The organism is Arthrobacter sp. zg-Y844 (assembly GCF_024385465.1).
GTDB lineage: Bacteria > Actinomycetota > Actinomycetes > Actinomycetales > Micrococcaceae > Arthrobacter_B.
Window position 1 is genome coordinate 115,281 of record NZ_JANFLS010000002.1, and the last position, 16,558, is coordinate 131,838.

General features: G+C 65.7%; 14 protein-coding genes. 10 read left to right on the forward strand and 4 right to left on the reverse strand.

Going from position 1 to position 16,558, the window contains the following annotated elements:
- Positions 1-5 precede the first annotated feature (5 nt).
- The 3 genes from NNX35_RS07295 to NNX35_RS07305 all read left to right on the forward strand — a co-directional run bounded on the left by NNX35_RS07295 (position 6) and on the right by NNX35_RS07305 (position 2,846).
- On the forward strand, positions 6-680 hold the full coding sequence (locus tag NNX35_RS07295) for an ATP-dependent Clp protease proteolytic subunit (protein ID WP_227921049.1): 675 nt from the start codon (positions 6-8) through the stop codon (positions 678-680).
- Positions 681-848: 168 nt separating this feature from the next.
- Positions 849-2,141 carry an ATP-dependent Clp protease ATP-binding subunit ClpX gene (gene clpX / locus NNX35_RS07300; RefSeq protein ID WP_255766454.1) on the forward strand — a complete coding sequence of 431 codons (1,293 nt, stop codon included), beginning with the start codon at positions 849-851 and terminating at the stop codon, positions 2,139-2,141.
- A gap of 66 nt (positions 2,142-2,207) precedes the next feature.
- Positions 2,208-2,846: a DsbA family protein gene (locus tag NNX35_RS07305; RefSeq protein ID WP_255766453.1), complete on the forward strand. Its 639-nt coding sequence runs from the start codon at positions 2,208-2,210 to the stop codon at positions 2,844-2,846.
- A gap of 70 nt (positions 2,847-2,916) precedes the next feature.
- Here NNX35_RS07305 and valS read toward each other — a convergent pair whose 3' ends face one another.
- Both valS and NNX35_RS07315 read right to left on the reverse strand, forming a co-directional pair.
- Positions 2,917-5,544 (reverse strand): valine--tRNA ligase, encoded by a 2,628-nt coding sequence (valS, locus tag NNX35_RS07310; RefSeq protein WP_255766451.1) that lies wholly within the window; start codon positions 5,542-5,544, stop codon positions 2,917-2,919.
- A 47-nt stretch (positions 5,545-5,591) separates the two neighbouring features.
- Positions 5,592-5,915, reverse strand: a complete 324-nt coding sequence (locus tag NNX35_RS07315) for a hypothetical protein (RefSeq protein WP_255867387.1) — start codon at positions 5,913-5,915, stop codon at positions 5,592-5,594.
- 308 nt (positions 5,916-6,223) lie between these two features.
- On the opposite strand from NNX35_RS07315, the gene NNX35_RS07320 reads away from it, so the two are divergent.
- From NNX35_RS07320 to ndk, 6 genes are all read left to right on the forward strand, one after another.
- Entirely contained in the window at positions 6,224-7,120 is an 897-nt protein-coding gene (locus NNX35_RS07320; RefSeq protein WP_255867388.1) for a hypothetical protein, read from the forward strand.
- 9 nt (positions 7,121-7,129) lie between these two features.
- Complete coding sequence (locus NNX35_RS07325) at positions 7,130-7,888, forward strand: SDR family oxidoreductase (RefSeq protein ID WP_255867389.1); 759 nt, start codon at positions 7,130-7,132, stop codon at positions 7,886-7,888.
- 328 nt (positions 7,889-8,216) lie between these two features.
- Positions 8,217-11,528, forward strand: a complete 3,312-nt coding sequence (gene ileS / locus NNX35_RS07330; RefSeq protein WP_255867390.1) for an isoleucine--tRNA ligase — start codon at positions 8,217-8,219, stop codon at positions 11,526-11,528.
- Positions 11,528-12,907: a folylpolyglutamate synthase/dihydrofolate synthase family protein gene (locus NNX35_RS07335; RefSeq protein WP_255867391.1), complete on the forward strand. Its 1,380-nt coding sequence runs from the start codon at positions 11,528-11,530 to the stop codon at positions 12,905-12,907. Before ileS ends, NNX35_RS07335 begins: the two co-directional genes overlap by 1 nt.
- A gap of 11 nt (positions 12,908-12,918) precedes the next feature.
- Positions 12,919-13,395 carry a DUF4233 domain-containing protein gene (locus NNX35_RS07340; protein ID WP_255867392.1) on the forward strand — a complete coding sequence of 159 codons (477 nt, stop codon included), beginning with the start codon at positions 12,919-12,921 and terminating at the stop codon, positions 13,393-13,395.
- Positions 13,396-13,434: 39 nt separating this feature from the next.
- Positions 13,435-13,851, forward strand: coding sequence for a nucleoside-diphosphate kinase (gene ndk, locus NNX35_RS07345; protein ID WP_255867393.1), 417 nt, complete (start codon positions 13,435-13,437; stop codon positions 13,849-13,851).
- Positions 13,852-13,935: 84 nt separating this feature from the next.
- Here ndk and NNX35_RS07350 read toward each other — a convergent pair whose 3' ends face one another.
- Entirely contained in the window at positions 13,936-15,036 is a 1,101-nt protein-coding gene (locus NNX35_RS07350; protein ID WP_255867394.1) for an SDR family oxidoreductase, read from the reverse strand.
- Positions 15,037-15,162: 126 nt separating this feature from the next.
- Here NNX35_RS07350 and NNX35_RS07355 point away from each other — a divergent pair, with 126 nt between their 5' ends.
- Positions 15,163-15,801, forward strand: coding sequence for a hypothetical protein (locus NNX35_RS07355; protein WP_255766443.1), 639 nt, complete (start codon positions 15,163-15,165; stop codon positions 15,799-15,801).
- A gap of 35 nt (positions 15,802-15,836) precedes the next feature.
- Here the strand turns inward: NNX35_RS07355 and NNX35_RS07360 are convergent, their stop codons facing one another.
- Entirely contained in the window at positions 15,837-16,496 is a 660-nt protein-coding gene (locus tag NNX35_RS07360) for a vitamin K epoxide reductase family protein (protein ID WP_370646989.1), read from the reverse strand.
- Positions 16,497-16,558: the final 62 nt, after the last annotated feature.

Genomic DNA, 16,558 nt, shown 5'->3' on the forward strand with positions numbered 1-16,558 from the left:
AATTCATGAACCATAATTTCGGCACCGCCGGCTCCGCCGTCGCCCCGCAGATGCCCACCAGCCGCTACGTCCTGCCGCAGTTCGAAGAGCGCACGCCCTACGGCTTCAAGCGCCAGGATCCGTACACCAAGCTGTTCGAAGACCGCATCATCTTCCTGGGCGTCCAGGTTGATGACGCGTCCGCCGACGACGTCATGGCGCAGCTGCTGGTGCTTGAGTCCACGGATCCGGACCGCGACATCACCCTGTACATCAACTCCCCGGGCGGCTCGTTCACGGCCATGACGGCCATTTACGACACCATGCAGTACATCCGTCCGGAGATCCAGACCGTCTGCCTCGGTCAGGCTGCCAGCGCCGCCGCCGTGCTGCTGGCCGCAGGGACCCCGGGCAAGCGCCTGGCACTGCCGAACGCCCGCGTGCTCATCCACCAGCCGTCGCTGTCCGGCGGCCAGGGCGGCCAGGCCTCCGACCTGGAAATCCAGGCCGCCGAGGTCATGCGGATGCGCACCTGGCTGGAGGACACCTTGGCGCTGCACTCCAACCGCACCTCCGAGCAGGTCAATACGGACATCGAGCGTGACAAGATCCTGACCGCCGACTCGGCCCTGGAATACGGGCTGATCGACCAGGTGCTTGATTCCCGCAAGCTCAAGACGCCGGCCATTAACAAGATGTAACCTGCTTCGCCGAAATAACGGCATGTCCAGCCGGCCCGTGGCGCGTAATATCGCACCACGGGCCGTTTGGTTGCTGAATAGCTCCTCCAAGTGTCCTAGAGTGGATCATGGTTGGCTCAGCCCATGCTGCGGAACCGTTTTTGATGGACCATCTAAGGGGACTGAACTATGGCTCGCATTGGTGAGAGCACGGATCTGCTCAAGTGCTCTTTCTGCGGAAAGAGCCAGAAGCAGGTACGCAAACTCATTGCCGGCCCCGGCGTGTATATCTGCGATGAGTGCATCGACCTCTGCAACGAGATCATCGAGGAAGAACTCTCAGAGGTTGCTGACCTGGGTACCTTCGAGCTGCCCAAGCCGCGGGAAATTTTCGACTCGCTGCAGGAATACGTCATTGGCCAGGAACCTGCCAAGCGGTCGCTGGCCGTTGCGGTCTACAACCATTACAAGCGGATCCAGGCCGGCCACGCTCCGCGCAACGCCGGCAACCTTGCGGACGCGGTAGCGGCCGACGACGTCGAAATCGGCAAGTCCAATATCCTCCTGATCGGTCCCACCGGCTGCGGCAAGACCTATCTGGCGCAGACCCTGGCCCGCCGGCTCAACGTCCCCTTCGCCGTCGCCGACGCCACCGCGCTCACCGAAGCCGGGTATGTCGGCGAAGACGTGGAAAACATCCTGCTCAAGCTCATCCAGGCGGCGGACTACGACGTCAAGAAGGCCGAGCAGGGCATCATCTACATCGACGAGATCGACAAGATTTCCCGCAAGAGCGAGAACCCCTCGATCACCCGGGACGTCTCCGGTGAAGGCGTACAGCAGGCGCTCCTGAAGATCCTCGAAGGAACGGTCGCCTCCGTGCCGCCGCAGGGCGGACGCAAGCATCCGCACCAGGAATTCATCCAGATCGACACCACCAACGTCCTCTTCATCGTGGCCGGCGCCTTTGCCGGACTGGAAGAAATCATCGGTTCGCGCTCCGGCCGCAAGGGCATCGGGTTCGGCGCGCCGCTGATCGAAACCACCAAGGGCACGGACTCGTACGCCGAGGTCATGCCCGAGGACCTGCTCAAATTCGGCCTGATTCCCGAATTCATCGGCCGGTTGCCCGTCATCACCACCGTGTCCAATCTGGACCGCACGGCCCTGATCCGTATCCTGACCGAGCCGAAGAACGCCCTGGTGAAGCAGTACCAGAAGATGTTCCAGCTCGACGGCGTCGAACTCACCTTCGAGCAGGGCGCCCTGGACGCGATCGCGGACCAGGCGCTGGACCGCGGCACCGGAGCCCGCGGCCTGCGTGCCATCCTCGAAGAAGTGCTGCTGCCGGTAATGTTCGACCTGCCCAGCCAGGAGGACGTCGCCACGGTGGTCATTACCGCGGATACCGTGGAGAAGAAGGCCGAACCGACCCTCATTTCCCACGCAGTCGCCACCAAGCGCCGGAACAAATCCGCGTAGTACGGGGTTGGGAGGAGTAGTACGTTCGGCGCTGAATGCGCCATCGACCGCTTCGAAGGAGTTTCCATGACCGTAAATGGTTCTGCGTCGCCTGCCAGTTCCGCATCGACTGCTGATTTCTGGTTTGACCCGATGTGCCCGTTCGCCTGGGTCACCTCCCGCTGGATGGATGAGGTGGAAAAGGTCCGCGACGTCCGCACCAACTGGCACGTCATGAGCCTGTCCGTGCTGAACGAGGGCCGCGACCACCTTCCGGAGGACTACCGGAAGCGGATGGATGCGGCCTGGGGTCCTGTGCGCGTGATCATCGCAGCGCAGGAACTGCACGGCAGCGAGTACATCAAGAAGCTGTACGACGCCATGGGAACCCGAATCCATATCGGCGGCAACTCCGACTTCCCCACGGTGATCCGTGAGGCCCTGGCCGAGGTCGGCCTGCCCGCCGAGCTCGCGCAGTACGCCGAAACGGACGAGTATGATTCCCAGCTGCGCGCCTCACACAAGGAAGGCATCGCAAAGGTGGGCGACGACGTCGGCACCCCCATCGTGGCCTTCAACGGCACCGCCTTCTTCGGCCCGGTCCTGACCCGCATTCCGCGCGGGGAAGAGGCCGGCGCGATGTTCGACGGCGCCGTTATGCTGGCCTCCAACCCGGCGTTCTTCGAACTCAAGCGCAGCCGCACCGAGAGCCCGCAGTTCGACTGATTGCTTTGCTTCCATAAAGCAGAACGCCCGGCCGGATAACCCGGCCGGGCGTTCTGCTGTCCTGCTGCGGTTACTCTGCCGGCGGTGCCAGCTCGACGTCGGAAACGCTCAGCTCGCCCTCGCCGACGGCCAGGTTGAGTTCGCGGACGTTACCGGCGGCCTTCAGATCCGCCTGCCCGGCGCGGAGCCGGGCGACGGCACCCTCAGGCGCGGTGACCGTGGCCTTGAGGACCTCGGTCCGCTGCTTCACCTTGGCCTCGGACTTCGCCTTGCGGATACCGCCCAGGGCGGCGGCAACCGTGCCGAGGATGCCGGCGTCGGCATCCACCACTGCGGCGGCGAGACCGTCCACGTTCGGCCACGGCGCGCGGTGCACCGATCCGGCGCGCCACCAGCCCCAGACCTCTTCCGTTGCGAACGGCAGGAACGGTGCGAACAGGCGCAGCAGCGCATCCAGCGTGGTCGCCAGCGTAGCGAGCACCGAAGCCTGCTCCGCGTCCCCGGCAGCCCCGTAGGCACGGTCCTTGATCAGCTCCACATAGTCATCCGTGAAGGACCAGAAGAAGGACTCGGTCAGCTGCAGTGCCTTGGCGTAGTCGTAGCGTTCGAAAGCACTCGTGGCGGCGTTGACGACGTCGGTCAGCTGGGCCAGCAGTGCCAGGTCCAGCGCGTTGGTGATCACCGAGGTGTCCGCCAGGGCCACGTTCTTCTCCGTAGCGCCCAGGTTCAGGACGAACTTTGACGCATTGAGCAGCTTGATGGCCAGCCGGCGGCCGATCTTCATCTGCGCAATTTCGTAGGCCGTATCCGCACCGAGCTTCGCCGAAGCGGCCCAGTAGCGCACGGCGTCGGAACCAAACTCGTTCAGCACATCGGTGGGGACCACCACGTTGCCCTTGGACTTGGACATCTTCTTCCGGTCCGGATCCAGGATCCAGCCCGAAATCGCGGCGTGCTTCCACGGCGCAGCGGCGTTCAACGCATCGGCACGGACCACTGACGAGAACAGCCAGGTCCGGATGATGTCGTGGCCCTGCGGCCGCAGGTCGAACGGGAAGACCTTTGCGAAGAGGTCCTCGTCCACGCTCCAGCCGCCCACAATCTGCGGGGTCAGCGAGGAGGTGGCCCAGGTGTCGAGCACATCCGCGTCGCCGATGAAGCCGTTCGGCTGGTTGCGGGCAGACTCTTCGTAGCCCGGAGCCGGTTCGGCGGCCGGGTCCACGGGGAGGGATGCCGAATCGGGCAGCACCGGGTGGTCGTAATCCGGGTTGCCGGCGGCATCCAGGGGGTACCAGACCGGAACGGGCACGCCGAAGAAGCGCTGGCGGGAGACCAGCCAGTCACCGTTGAGGCCCTCAATCCAGTTCTCGTAGCGGGAGCGCATAAACGCCGGGTGGAAGTCGATTTCCTTGCCCCGGGCAATCAGGCGTTCGCGGCGTTCCTCGTCGCGGCCGCCGTTGCGGATGTACCACTGGCGGCTGGTGACCACTTCGAGGGGCTTGTCGCCCTTTTCGAAGAAGTTGACCGGGTGGGTGATCTTCTTCGGTTCGCCGTCGAGGTCGCCGCTTTCGCGGAGCATTTCCACCACGGTCTCTTTGGCGCTGAAGACGGTCTTCGTGGCGATGGCCGCGTAGTTTTCCTTGGCCGTCTCGGTGGCGATCCACTCCGGGGTATCCGCGAGGATGCGCCCGTCGCGGCCGATCACGGCACGGGTGGGCAGGTTCAGCTCGCGCCACCAGGTCACGTCGGTCAGGTCGCCGAAGGTGCAGATCATGGCGATGCCGGAGCCCTTGTCGGGCTTGGCCAGCGGGTGCGCCTTCACTTCCACCTCGACGTCGAACAGCGGCGACTTCACCGTGGTGCCGAAGAGGCGCTGGTACCGCTCGTCGTCGGGATGCGCAACGAGGGCAACGCAGGCCGGCAGCAGTTCCGGTCGGGTGGTCTCGATGTAGATCTTCTCGCCGTCGGGGGCGTGGAAGCTCACCCGGTGGTAGGCGCCGGGCTGCTCGCGGTCCTCAAGCTCTGCCTGGGCCACGGCGGTGCGGAAGGTGACGTCCCAGAGCGTGGGGGCTTCGGCCATGTAGGCGTCGCCGGCCCGCAGGTTGTCCAGGAAGGCGCGCTGGCTGACGGCACGTGAGTGGTCGTCGATGGTGCGGTAGGTGCGGTTCCAGTCCACGGACAGGCCCAGGGTGGAGAAGAGGTCCTCGAAGACCTTCTCGTCCTCCACCGCCAGCTCCTCGCACAGCTCGATGAAATTGCGGCGGGAGACGACGTCGAAATCACGCTGGTTCTTCGCGGCCTTGGCAGGCGGGCGGTAGTCGGCGTCGTACGGCTTGGTGGGATCGCACCGCACACCGTAGTAATTCTGCACGCGGCGCTCGGTGGGCAGGCCGTTGTCGTCCCAGCCCATCGGGTAGAAGACGTTCTTGCCGGTCATCCGCTTGTAGCGGGCCATCACGTCGGTCTGCGTGTAGGAGAACATGTGCCCCACGTGCAGCGAGCCGGAGGCCGTGGGCGGGGGAGTGTCGATGGAGTAGACCTCGTCGCGGACCGTGTCCGGCTCGAACGCGTACGTTCCCTCCTCGCGCCAGCGGGCGCTCAGCTTGGACTCAAGCCCCTCAAGGGCGGGCTTGTCGGGGACGGAAACGGTCTGGGGTTCGTTGTCGGGCGTGTCTGTGCCCGGGATATGTTCAGCCATGCTTTCCATTCTTCCATGCAGGCCTATGGTCTGAGGCACTGCCGGGTTTACCGGACTGTCCCGGGTGTTGCCGCCTGTTTCCCATCCTGCGGTGACTTCCCGAAGTAATGGGCCAGGAAGAAGGTCATGGCGACTGCTCCGGTGAGCAGCGAGATGCGTTCACGCGGACCGGACGGGGCCCGGCCCAGAAGGGCGACGCCGCCCGCTGCGTTCAGGGCGCTCCAGACGGCGTTGGCCACGGGGCCCGAGAGTCCGACGCCGGGCGGATCGGCAAACGGGGTGGGGAACCTTCGGCCCTGGACGGCGCTGACCCCGTGCGGGACTGCGTTGGCGAGGAGTACTCCGGCGAGGAATCTGGCGACATGAGGCATGGATAGGTCCTGTTCGGTTCGCGGAGGGTCGGGGCAGCCATTGGGGGGGGGGGCGTACCGAGAGCCTACAGCTTGGCCCCCGCCTGTGCGGGTTGGGTCCATCTGCGAGCACAGCGTCCCACCGGGTGGTGCTGCTGGTGCCGGTGGGGCCTCAATGGATGCCAGGAGCCCCAAACCGTGGGACCCCGTGCGGGCAGGCACGGCCTCCATCCCTCCACACAGGACCGAACCGCATCGGGTGACCTGATGCAAGCCACCCCGCAGCACGGAAGAGCAACAACCGGCCGGAGACCCGCCACTGTGAGGGGATGCAGCAACTGGAGGCATTCCTGCTCACACGTTACGGAGTGGCCAGCTACGGGACGCTGACCGCCAATGGGTTCCCTCGGCGCACGATCGACCAGGCCTTGCGCACCGGGATCGTCCGGCGCGTGGCCCGCGGAACGTTGGCGCTGCCTCAGGCAGACGCCCGGTTGGTCCATGCCGCACGCAGCCAGACCTCGCTGACATGCACCTCGGCGGCCGACATTCTTGGCTGGTGGTTGCTGACCCCACCCGAAACCGTACACGTCCGGTGCGACGCGGCCCGGTCAATACCCGGCACGGTTGTCCACCGGGGACAGCGGTCGGCACACCGGCTGATAGCACCGCCCCGGCAGATCCTGAAGGACGCCTTCCGCTGCCTTCCCCCGCTGGACGCACTGGTGATGGCGGAATCCGCAGTCGTAACCAAAGCCGTAGGACTGCAGAGCCTGCAGAAGGAATTCTCCGGTCAGCAGGACTGGCAGGTCCGGGCCCTGCTGGGGACCGTTCGGCGCACCACGGCATCACCGCTGGAGGTCTGCGCGCGGTTCCACTTGCTGAACGCCGGACTGCGGGTTGAGACAGAGGTGGCCCTGCCTGGTCTCGGACGAGTGGATCTGCTTGTTGACGGGTGGCTGATCATCGAGATCGATGGGTTCGCGTTCCACAGCAGCCGGGAGCACTACCGCGCGGACCGGCGACGCTGGAACGCGTCGGCAGCAGCCGGGTGGATCACGCTGCGGATCACCGCGGAACTTGTCCTGCACCGGCCGGAGGAATTTGTGGATCTGGTGAAAAAGACGCGGGACATGTGGAACCTGCGCGAACATGCCCAGCGACCGCCGTCGTCACAGAGGGAAGGAAAGCGCCGCAAAACCAGGACGGAACCAAACGCTGGCTAAAGTGGAGCCATGACTGAGATCACACCGAAGCGGGCCGTTGTTACCGGAGCAAGTTCAGGGATCGGGGCTGCCGCAGTACGTGCACTGCGCGCCTCGGGCTGGGACGTCGTCGCCGTCGCCCGCCGCAGGGAGAAGCTGGAGGCGCTCGCAGGGGAAACCGGTGCTGAAGCCATCGCTGCGGATGTCACGGATGACGCTTCGGTGGCACGGCTCGCCGAGCAGGTCCTGGCGGGCGGGGGAGTGGCCGCCTTGATCAACAACGCCGGCGGTGCCTTCGGACTCGACCCGGTCGCGAGCGGAAGCATCAGCGACTGGCAGCGCATGTACGACGTCAATGTGCTGGGGGCACTGCGGACAACGCAGGCATTCCTGCCCGCACTGCGGGCGAACGGCCGGGGATCGGTCCTGCTGCTCACGTCGACGGCGGCCTTTACCGCCTACGAGGGCGGTGCCGGCTACAGTGCAGCGAAGTCCGGGGAAGAGATGCTGGCCCGGACACTGCGCCTGGAGGAAGCCGAACACAATGTCCGTGTCATCGAGATTGCCCCGGGCATGGTCAAGACAGAGGAATTCTCCCTGAACCGGGTGGGGGACAAGGAGGCTGCGGACAAGGTGTACGCCGGCGTCGAAAAACCGCTGACGGCGGAAGACATCGCCGAGGTCATCGCGTTCGCGTTGAACGTGCCGCACCACGTCAACCTGGACCAGGTGGTCCTGCGCCCGCTGGCGCAGGCTGCCCAGCACAAGGTCATACGCACCGGATTGTAGGCCGGCAGGTACTCCCGGAGCGCCCCGCCGGGGACGGTGCTTCGACAACCGGCGCGGGCGTGGCCTAAACTTGACCGGAACAGCACTGACCCGGCCATCACCGGTGAGCTTCCGGAAGAACAGCTACCTCTTAAATAGGGGCAGCCCAGTAGAACCGGACGGGTAAGCCCGTCACAGCAGTCAATGAGCGGCAGCCGCGCGACCCCAGCACCAGCGGGAACGCACGGCGGCAAGCGAGGTGGTACCGCGGTTACCGCCGGCCTTTCGGGGCCGGTAGAGGCCGCCCTCGCATCCTGTTCCACAGCCAGATTCACTTGCCGCTATCAGGATGACGAATATGCCCTCTGTATACCCCAAAGCCAGCACCGGCGACGCAGCTTCTGCTGCCGTTCCCTCCTCTCCCCGGTTTCCGGAACTCGAAGAACGCGTTCTGAAGTACTGGGACAAAGACGGCACCTTCCAGGCTTCGATCGACGCCCGGGCGGCCGGAAACGACGGCGAGAACGAGTTCGTCTTCTACGACGGTCCGCCCTTCGCCAACGGCCTGCCGCACTACGGCCACCTGCTCACCGGCTACGTGAAGGACCTGGTGGCCCGCTACCAGACCCAGCGCGGCCGCCGCGTGGAACGCCGCTTCGGGTGGGACACCCACGGCCTGCCCGCCGAACTCGAGGCCATGAAGCAGCTCGGGATGAGCGACAAGGTCCAGATCGAGAAGATGGGCATCGACAAGTTCAACGATGCCTGCCGCGCCTCGGTCATGAAGTACGCCGGCGACTGGCAGGACTATGTCACCCGCCAGGCCCGCTGGGTCGATTTCGAGAACGATTACAAGACGCTCAACGTCGAGTACATGGAATCGGTCATCTGGGCGTTCAAGACCCTGCACGAAAAGGGCCTGACCTACAGCGGTTTCCGGGTGCTTCCGTACTGCTGGAAGGACGAGACGCCGCTGTCCAACCATGAGCTGCGCATGGACGACGACGTCTACAAGATGCGCCAGGACCAGACGGTCACGGTCACCTTCCCCATCACCGCCGGCGACAACGCGCTTTCCGCCGAGCTCGAAGGCGTGCAGGCCATCGCCTGGACCACCACCCCCTGGACCCTGCCCACCAACATGGCCCTCGCCGTCGGACCCGAGGTCCGCTACGCCGTCGTGCCCGCGGGTCCGAAGGGCACCCAGGCGGGCGAGGGACGTTTCCTCCTGGCCGAGGACCTCGTGGGCTCCTACGCGAAGGACCTGGGGTACGACGACGCCGAGGCGGCCCGCGCGGCAGTCACCGCCGTCCACCTCGGCAAGGACCTCGCCGGGCTGCGCTACGCACCGCTGTGGAACTACTACACCGACACGGAAAAGTGGGGCACTGCCAACGCCTGGCAGATCGTCACCGCGGATTACGTCACCACCACCGACGGCACCGGCATCGTCCACCAGGCACCCGCCTACGGTGAAGACGACCAGAAGGTCTGCGAGGAATACGGCATCCCCGTGATCCTCTCCGTGGACGAGGGCGGCAAGTTCCTGCCCATGTTCGCCGTCGGGGAGCTCGCCGACATCGCCGGACTGCAGGTCTTCGACGCCAACAAGCCGATCACCCGCGTCCTGAAGGCGGAGGGGCGGCTGCTGCGCCAGGCCAGCTACGAGCACAGCTACCCGCACTGCTGGCGCTGCCGGAATCCGCTGATCTACAAGGCGGTCTCCTCCTGGTTCGTTGAGGTCACCAAGATCAAGGACCGCATGGTCGAGCTGAACCAGCAGATCAACTGGATCCCGGAGAACGTCAAGGACGGCCAGTTCGGCAAGTGGCTGGAAAACGCCCGTGACTGGTCCATCAGCCGCAACCGCTACTGGGGCAGCCCCATCCCGGTCTGGGTTTCGGACGATCCCAACTACCCCCGTACCGACGTGTACGGTTCGCTGGCTGAAATGGAAGCCGACTTCGGCCGGCTGCCGCTGAACAAGGAAGGCCAGCCGGACCTGCACCGCCCGTTCATCGACGAGCTGACCCGGCCCAACCCGGACGACCCCCGCACCCCTGAAGAAGGACAATCCACCATGCGCCGCGTGGAGGATGTCCTGGACGTGTGGTTCGACTCCGGGTCCATGCCGTACGCCCAGGTGCACTACCCGCACGAGAACGCCGACTGGTTCGAGAACCACAACCCCGGCGACTTCATCGTCGAGTACATCGGCCAGACCCGCGGCTGGTTCTACACCCTGCATGTCCTGGCCACGGCACTGTTTGACCGGCCGGCCTTCCGCAACGTCATCAGCCACGGCATTGTCCTGGGCTCCGACGGGCAGAAAATGTCCAAGTCGCTGCAGAACTATCCGAATGTCTCGGAGGTGCTGGACCGTGACGGTTCCGACGCGATGCGCTGGTTCCTGATGGCCTCCCCGATCCTGCGCGGCGGCAACCTGATCGTCACCGAGCAGGGGATCCGCGACGGCGTCCGCCAGGCCATCCTGCCGCTGTGGAATGTGTGGCACTTCTTCAGCCTCTACACCAACGCCGCCAACAACGGCAACGGCTACGAGGCCAAGGCCTGCTACGACTCCACCGAGCCGCTGGACCGCTACCTGCTCGCCGCCACCGGCGACCTCGTGCGGGACATGGGCACGGCACTGGACACCTATGACGTGTCCGTGGCCTGCGAGATCCTCCGCGCCTACATGGACACGCTGACCAACTGGTACATCCGCCGCAGCCGTACACGCTTCTTCGAAGAAGATACGCAGGCCTTCGACGTGCTCTACACCTGCCTGGAGACCGTGTGCCGGGTGGCAGCTCCGCTGCTGCCGCTGATCGGCGAGGAAATCTGGCGCGGCCTGACCGGCGGGCGCTCCGTGCACCTGACCGACTGGCCGGACGCGGACCTCTTCCCCAGCGACCCGGCCCTGGTGGAACGCATGGAGGCGACCCGCCGGATTGCCTCCGTCGGTTCCTCGCTCCGCAAGGGTGCCAACCTGCGCGTGCGCCTGCCGCTGTCCGAAATGACCGTCGTCGCTCCGGAGGCGCAGTCCCTGACCGGCCAGTTCGCCGCGATCATCGCGGATGAGCTGAACCTGAAGAACGTCCGCCTGGTGGAGGCCGCCGACGCCGACCCGGCAGAATTCGGCATCAGCCAGAAGCTCGTGGTCAATGCGCGCGCCGCCGGGCCCCGCCTGGGCAAGAACGTCCAGACGGCCATCAAGGCTGCCAAGTCCGGCGACTGGTCCGTGGACGACGCCGGCACGGTCACCGCCGGCGGCCTCGCCCTGGAGCCGCAGGAGTACACCCTGGAAACCGTCGTCGAATCGGATGAAGGGGAATCCGCCAAGGCGGTTGCCGTTCTGCCCGGCGGCGGCTTCCTGGTGCTCAACACCGAGGTCACCCCGGAACTGGCCGCCGAAGGCACCGCCCGCGACGCCATCCGGGCGGTCCAGCAGGCCCGCCGCGACGCGAACCTGCATATCAGCGACCGCATCCGCACCCGCATCAGCACGGGGGAGGAAGAGGCAGCCGCCCTCCAGGCCAACGTGGCCCTGGTGAAGGCCGAAACGCTCACCGATGACCTCGTCATCACCGGGGACCTGGTCACCGACGGCGCCGATACCGACGCCGAGAAATACACCGTCACAGTGGAGAAGATCTAATGAGTTCAGCAGACCGCCCGTCCGGTTCCATTGACGGGTTCTCCGTGGAGAGCGTCTACGCCGAGCTGCTTAGCCGCGCGCCGGAGAACAAGATGGAGCCGCGCATGGCTCCGCTGTTCCGGGCAATGGAGGTACTGGGGGAGCCGAACAAGGCGTTCCCGATCATCCACATCACCGGTACCAACGGCAAGACGTCCACCGCCCGCATGATCGAAGCCGGGCTGCGGGCCTACGGGCTGCGGACCGGCCGGTACACCAGCCCGCACCTGACCAGCGTCACCGAGCGGATCAGCATTGACGGCGAGCCTGTCAGCGATGAAACGTTTGTCCGGATCTGGGACGAGATCCATCCCTACCTGGACATTGTCGACGCCGAGCTGGAGGCCGCGGGCGAGCCCCGGCTGACGTACTTCGAAGCCGTGACCATCCTGGCCTTCGCGGTGTTCGCGGACGAACCGGTGGACGTGGCGGTCATCGAGGTGGGCCTCGGCGGCATCACCGATGCCACCAACGTCGGCGACGGCACCGTTTCCGTAGTCACACCCATTTCCCTGGACCATACCGAGCTGCTCGGCGACGACGTCGCCGACATTGCCCGGGAAAAGGCCGGCATCATCAAGGAGGACGGGTTCCTCATCAGCGCCGCCCAGCCCATGGAGGCAGCGCAGGTGCTGCTGGAAAAGGCCCACGAGGCAGGCGTCCCATTCCGGTTCGAAGGCGTCGAGTTCGGCGTCGAATCCCGGGTGATGGCAGTGGGCGGACAGATGGTCACCATCAACGGCCTCGCCGGCCGCTATGAGGACCTGCAGGTTCCCCTGCACGGCGCCCATCAGGCCGAAAATGCCGCAGTAGCCGTGGCGGCGCTGGAAGCCTTCATCGGCGGCGGGACCAAGGAGCTCGACGTCGAACTGCTGCGTACCGGGTTCCTGACCGTCACCTCGCCGGGCCGCCTTGAGGTGGTGCGGACCGCACCCACCATCGTTGTCGACGCCGCGCACAACCCGGCGGGCGCGAAGGCAACCGCTGAGGCGCTGCGCGAGGCGTTCAACTTCACCACGCTTGTCCTGGTGGTCGGCATCCTGGCGGAGAAGGACGCCGTCGGCATCCTGAGCGAACTCCGCGAACAGCTCGGCGACCTGGTCAGCGGCATTGTCCTGACCCAGTCCGGCTCGCCGCGGGCCATTCCCGCCGAGGAACTGGTCCAGGATGCCGTGGACGCCGGGTTCGCCGACGAAGACATCCAGGTCGAGCCAGGCCTGGACAACGCCATCGAATGGGCCGTAGCCAAGGCTGAGGAGAACAACGATCTCTCCGGCGGCGTGCTCGTGGTCGGTTCCATCACCTTGGTCGCCGAAGCGCGCACCCTCCTCGGAAAGTAGGCTTCGCAGCTATGGCTAAACTGACCAAAGCGCAGCGCGAATGGCGTCCGGGAATGCCCAAGAAGCGCCGCTCCGTCAAGGTGATGTTCGCGTCGACGGTGCTGACGCTGGAAGCATTCGTGGTGCTGTTCGGGACGCTGGCGGTCTTCGGGCTGCACCGGGACAGCATCTCCCCGCCGCTGCTGCTCAGCGGCGGACTGCTGCTGGCAGCGGCGCTGATCGGAACCTGTGCGCTGCTCTCCAAGCCGTCGGGTCCGCTGATCGGGTGGATCCTGCAGCTGGTGATCATTGCCAGCGGATTCCTGGAACCCATGATGTTCCTCGTCGGCGTGCTCTTCGCCATGACCTGGTGGTATGGACTCAAAGCCGGAATGCGCCTGGACCGGGAAAACCGCGAACGGGACCGGATGCAGGCCGAATGGGAGAAAGCCCATCCCGAGGAAGGCAACGCGGCAGCCGGCCCCGAAACCGCCGCCGGCACCGACTAGGCTTAGATCCGATATCCGATCGTTCCAAGGAGATACACCGTGAGCACCGAGCGCACACTTGTCCTGATCAAGCCCGACGGCGTCGAGCGCCGGCTCACCGGAGCCATCCTGGCCCGGATCGAAGCCAAGGGTTACACCGTGGCCGAGCTGAAGAAGACCGAAGCCACCCGCGGCATCCTCGAAGAGCACTACGCCGAGCACCAGGGCAAGCCGTTCTACGAGCCGCTGGTCGAGTTCATGCTCAGCGGGCCGATTGTTGCGGTGGTCCTTGAAGGACAGCGCGTGATTGAAGGCTTCCGGTCCCTGGCCGGCACCACCGACCCCACCACGGCGGCACCGGGCACCATCCGCGGCGACTTCGGCCGCGACTGGGGTTCCGCCGTCCAGCAGAACCTGGTCCACGGCTCCGATTCGACTGAATCGGCGGCCCGCGAAATCGGCATCTGGTTCAACTGACAGCACAGTCCATCCGGACACAGGAAGGGCCGGCACCATCACTGGTGCCGGCCCTTCCTGTGTAATCCGCCTGCTTCCCGCCCGTTAGGGAATCAGGTTTTCGGCCCGAAGCCGCGCAAAGAGCGCCTTGAAGGCATCCTCCGTGCGGCGGTAGCCCGTGAAACCGGCGACCCGGCTCTTGCTCATATCCGTGAGTACCTCGACCTTCCGGCCAAGGTCGGCATCTGTGTGCCACCAGGAGGCCAGGCGTCGGAGGTCAGGCTCGGCCAGGCCGTGCTCGGCGGCAATCTTGGCCCAGGCTTCGGACATACCGGCCATTTGCTCCTCCAGCGGGCGCGGCTCCGACTCAAATCCGACGGGTTCCACCCCGAACTCGGCGGCCAGGCGCGGCCACAGGGAACGCCAGCGGAAAACGTCGCCGTTGACCACGTTGAAGGCTTCATTGGCGGTGTGCCCATCCGTAGCGGCCCAAAGCATGTGCTCGGCAAGCAGGCCGGCGTCGGTCATGTCGGTGACCGAATTCCACTGGGTTTCGGAACCCGGGAAAATAAACGGCATCCCCAGCTCGCGGCAGAGTGTCGCCTGCACGGCAAGGGTCTGTCCCATGTTCATGGCGTTGCCGACGGCGAAGCCGATCACGGTGTGGGCACGGTGGACCGACCAGGCGAAGCCCTGCCGCTCGGCCGCTGCCATCAGTTCGTCTTCCTGCGCATAGTAGAAGTTCTCCACCGGCAGGCGCGGCTCGTCTTCGGAGAAGGGAGTGTCCGGCATGGGACCCTCCCCGTACGCCTCGAACGGCCCCATGTAGTGCTTGAGCCCGGTCATCAGGGCCACATGCTCCAGGGGAGCGTCCGCCAGAGCGGTGAGCAGGTTCCGGACCATGGCCGAATTGACGGCAATGTTCTCCGCCTCCGTCTCCTGCCGGGACCAGGACGTAAAGAAGACATGCGTGGGGCGGGCGCCTTCCAGCGCCTTTGCCAGGCTGTCGGGGGAACCGAGGTCCGCTGCAACCGGAACGACGCCGGGACGCGCCGGGTCGGGGTTTCCGGCCTTCCGGGACAAGGCCAGGACGGTCCAGCCCTCGTTCGCGAGCAGGTCCACCAGGGCCGCTCCGGCGATTCCGGTGGCGCCGGCAACGAGTGCGGTGCGGGGAGTTTCCGGGCGGGCGGGCGTGGTTCTGAGCATGGTTCTCCTCATGGATCGAAATGCGGCGCTGCGGGGCAATCTTCCGCACGCCTTCCTCTGGGCCAACGGGGAACCGGCGGGGGAAATTCCTCACGGGTTCCGGAGAAAGTCGCCTAGGCTGTGGCCATGGCACTTATATACGACGCCGAGCTGCGTCCGGGCAAAATGGAATTGATCTCCGGCTGGTTGCCGGGCACCTGGTGGTTTCCCTCAACGGAACCGGTGACGGCTCGGAAGGTGGCTTCCTTCCGGTTCGATGACCCCGAGGGCGAGGTGGGAATCGAAACCCATATCGTGGAAGCCGGTTCACTGCTGCTGCAGGTGCCCCTGACCTACCGCGGCGCACCGCTGGCCGGCGCGGAGGAATTCCTGATCAACGAAATGGAGCACTCGGTGCTCGGGCGGCGCTGGGTCTACGACGCGCTCGGCGACCCGGTCTACGCCCGGGCCCTGGAAGCGGCACTCCTTTCCCGGCAGCCGCAGGCCGCCCAGTACCTTGAAAGCGACGGCGGACGCGAGCTGTTGTCCGAAACCGTGCAGGTCAGCAGCACGGGGATGCCCGACGGCGCCGGGCTGGTTGATGCGCCTGCTTCCGATCCGGAGGGCTGGGCAACCTCCGTCCTGACCGAGGGCGGCTGGGAGTTCTCCGTAGTGCGCTTGCTGGACCTGGACGGACGCACGGCACCGGACCCCTCGCTGACGGCCACATGGGAGGGCCAGGACATACCGGTGGTGCTCGCCTGGGGGCTTCCGCTGGAACGGTAGCTTCAACCCAAGGCCGCTGAAACTCCGGGGGAGGTCTAGCTGCCCAGGAAGGAGTTCAGGAACCGGAAGAAGATGGACGCCGCCGTCGCGACCCAGAGGAGAACGACGATCGGCCACGCCCAGTCCGTGAGGAAGCGGACCAGGCCGGCCGGCGCCGGGATGGTGCCGGCCGTCAGGTTGCGGATGGTCGTGAAGACGAACAGCGGAATCATGGCCGCCCACACCACGATGCAGTAGATGCACAGCACGTAAATGTCGAACAGTGCCTGGCTCCACAGCCAGACCACGAACACCATGCCGAGGGTGACGCCGATCTGCAGTCCGATCCAGTACCAGCGGGAGAACCGGGCACCCGCCAGCAGCCCCATGGCAGTGGTGATGACGACGGCGAAGGCCACGATGCCGATCAGCGGGTTGGGGAAGCCGAAGATGGCCGCCTGCCAGGTCTGGAACACCGTTCCGCAGGAGACCCACGGGCTGATGTCGCAGCTGGTGATGTAGTCGGCGTCCGCGTACACGTGGAGGCGTTCAATCACGAGGATGCCGGACGCGACCCAACCGACTACCGAGGTGACCAGGAGCGTCCAGGCAAAGGACCGGCGTTCCGGACGGACGGCAGCGGCTGCCTGGTCCCGGGGATCGGCGGCTTCGTCCGGGGTGGCGCCGGATGATGGACGGGCTGCGCTGGAGGGCACGGAAGCTCCTTACGGAGTAGCTGTCGGAAGTAACTATCTGCGTCGAGTCTATGCGCAGGGAC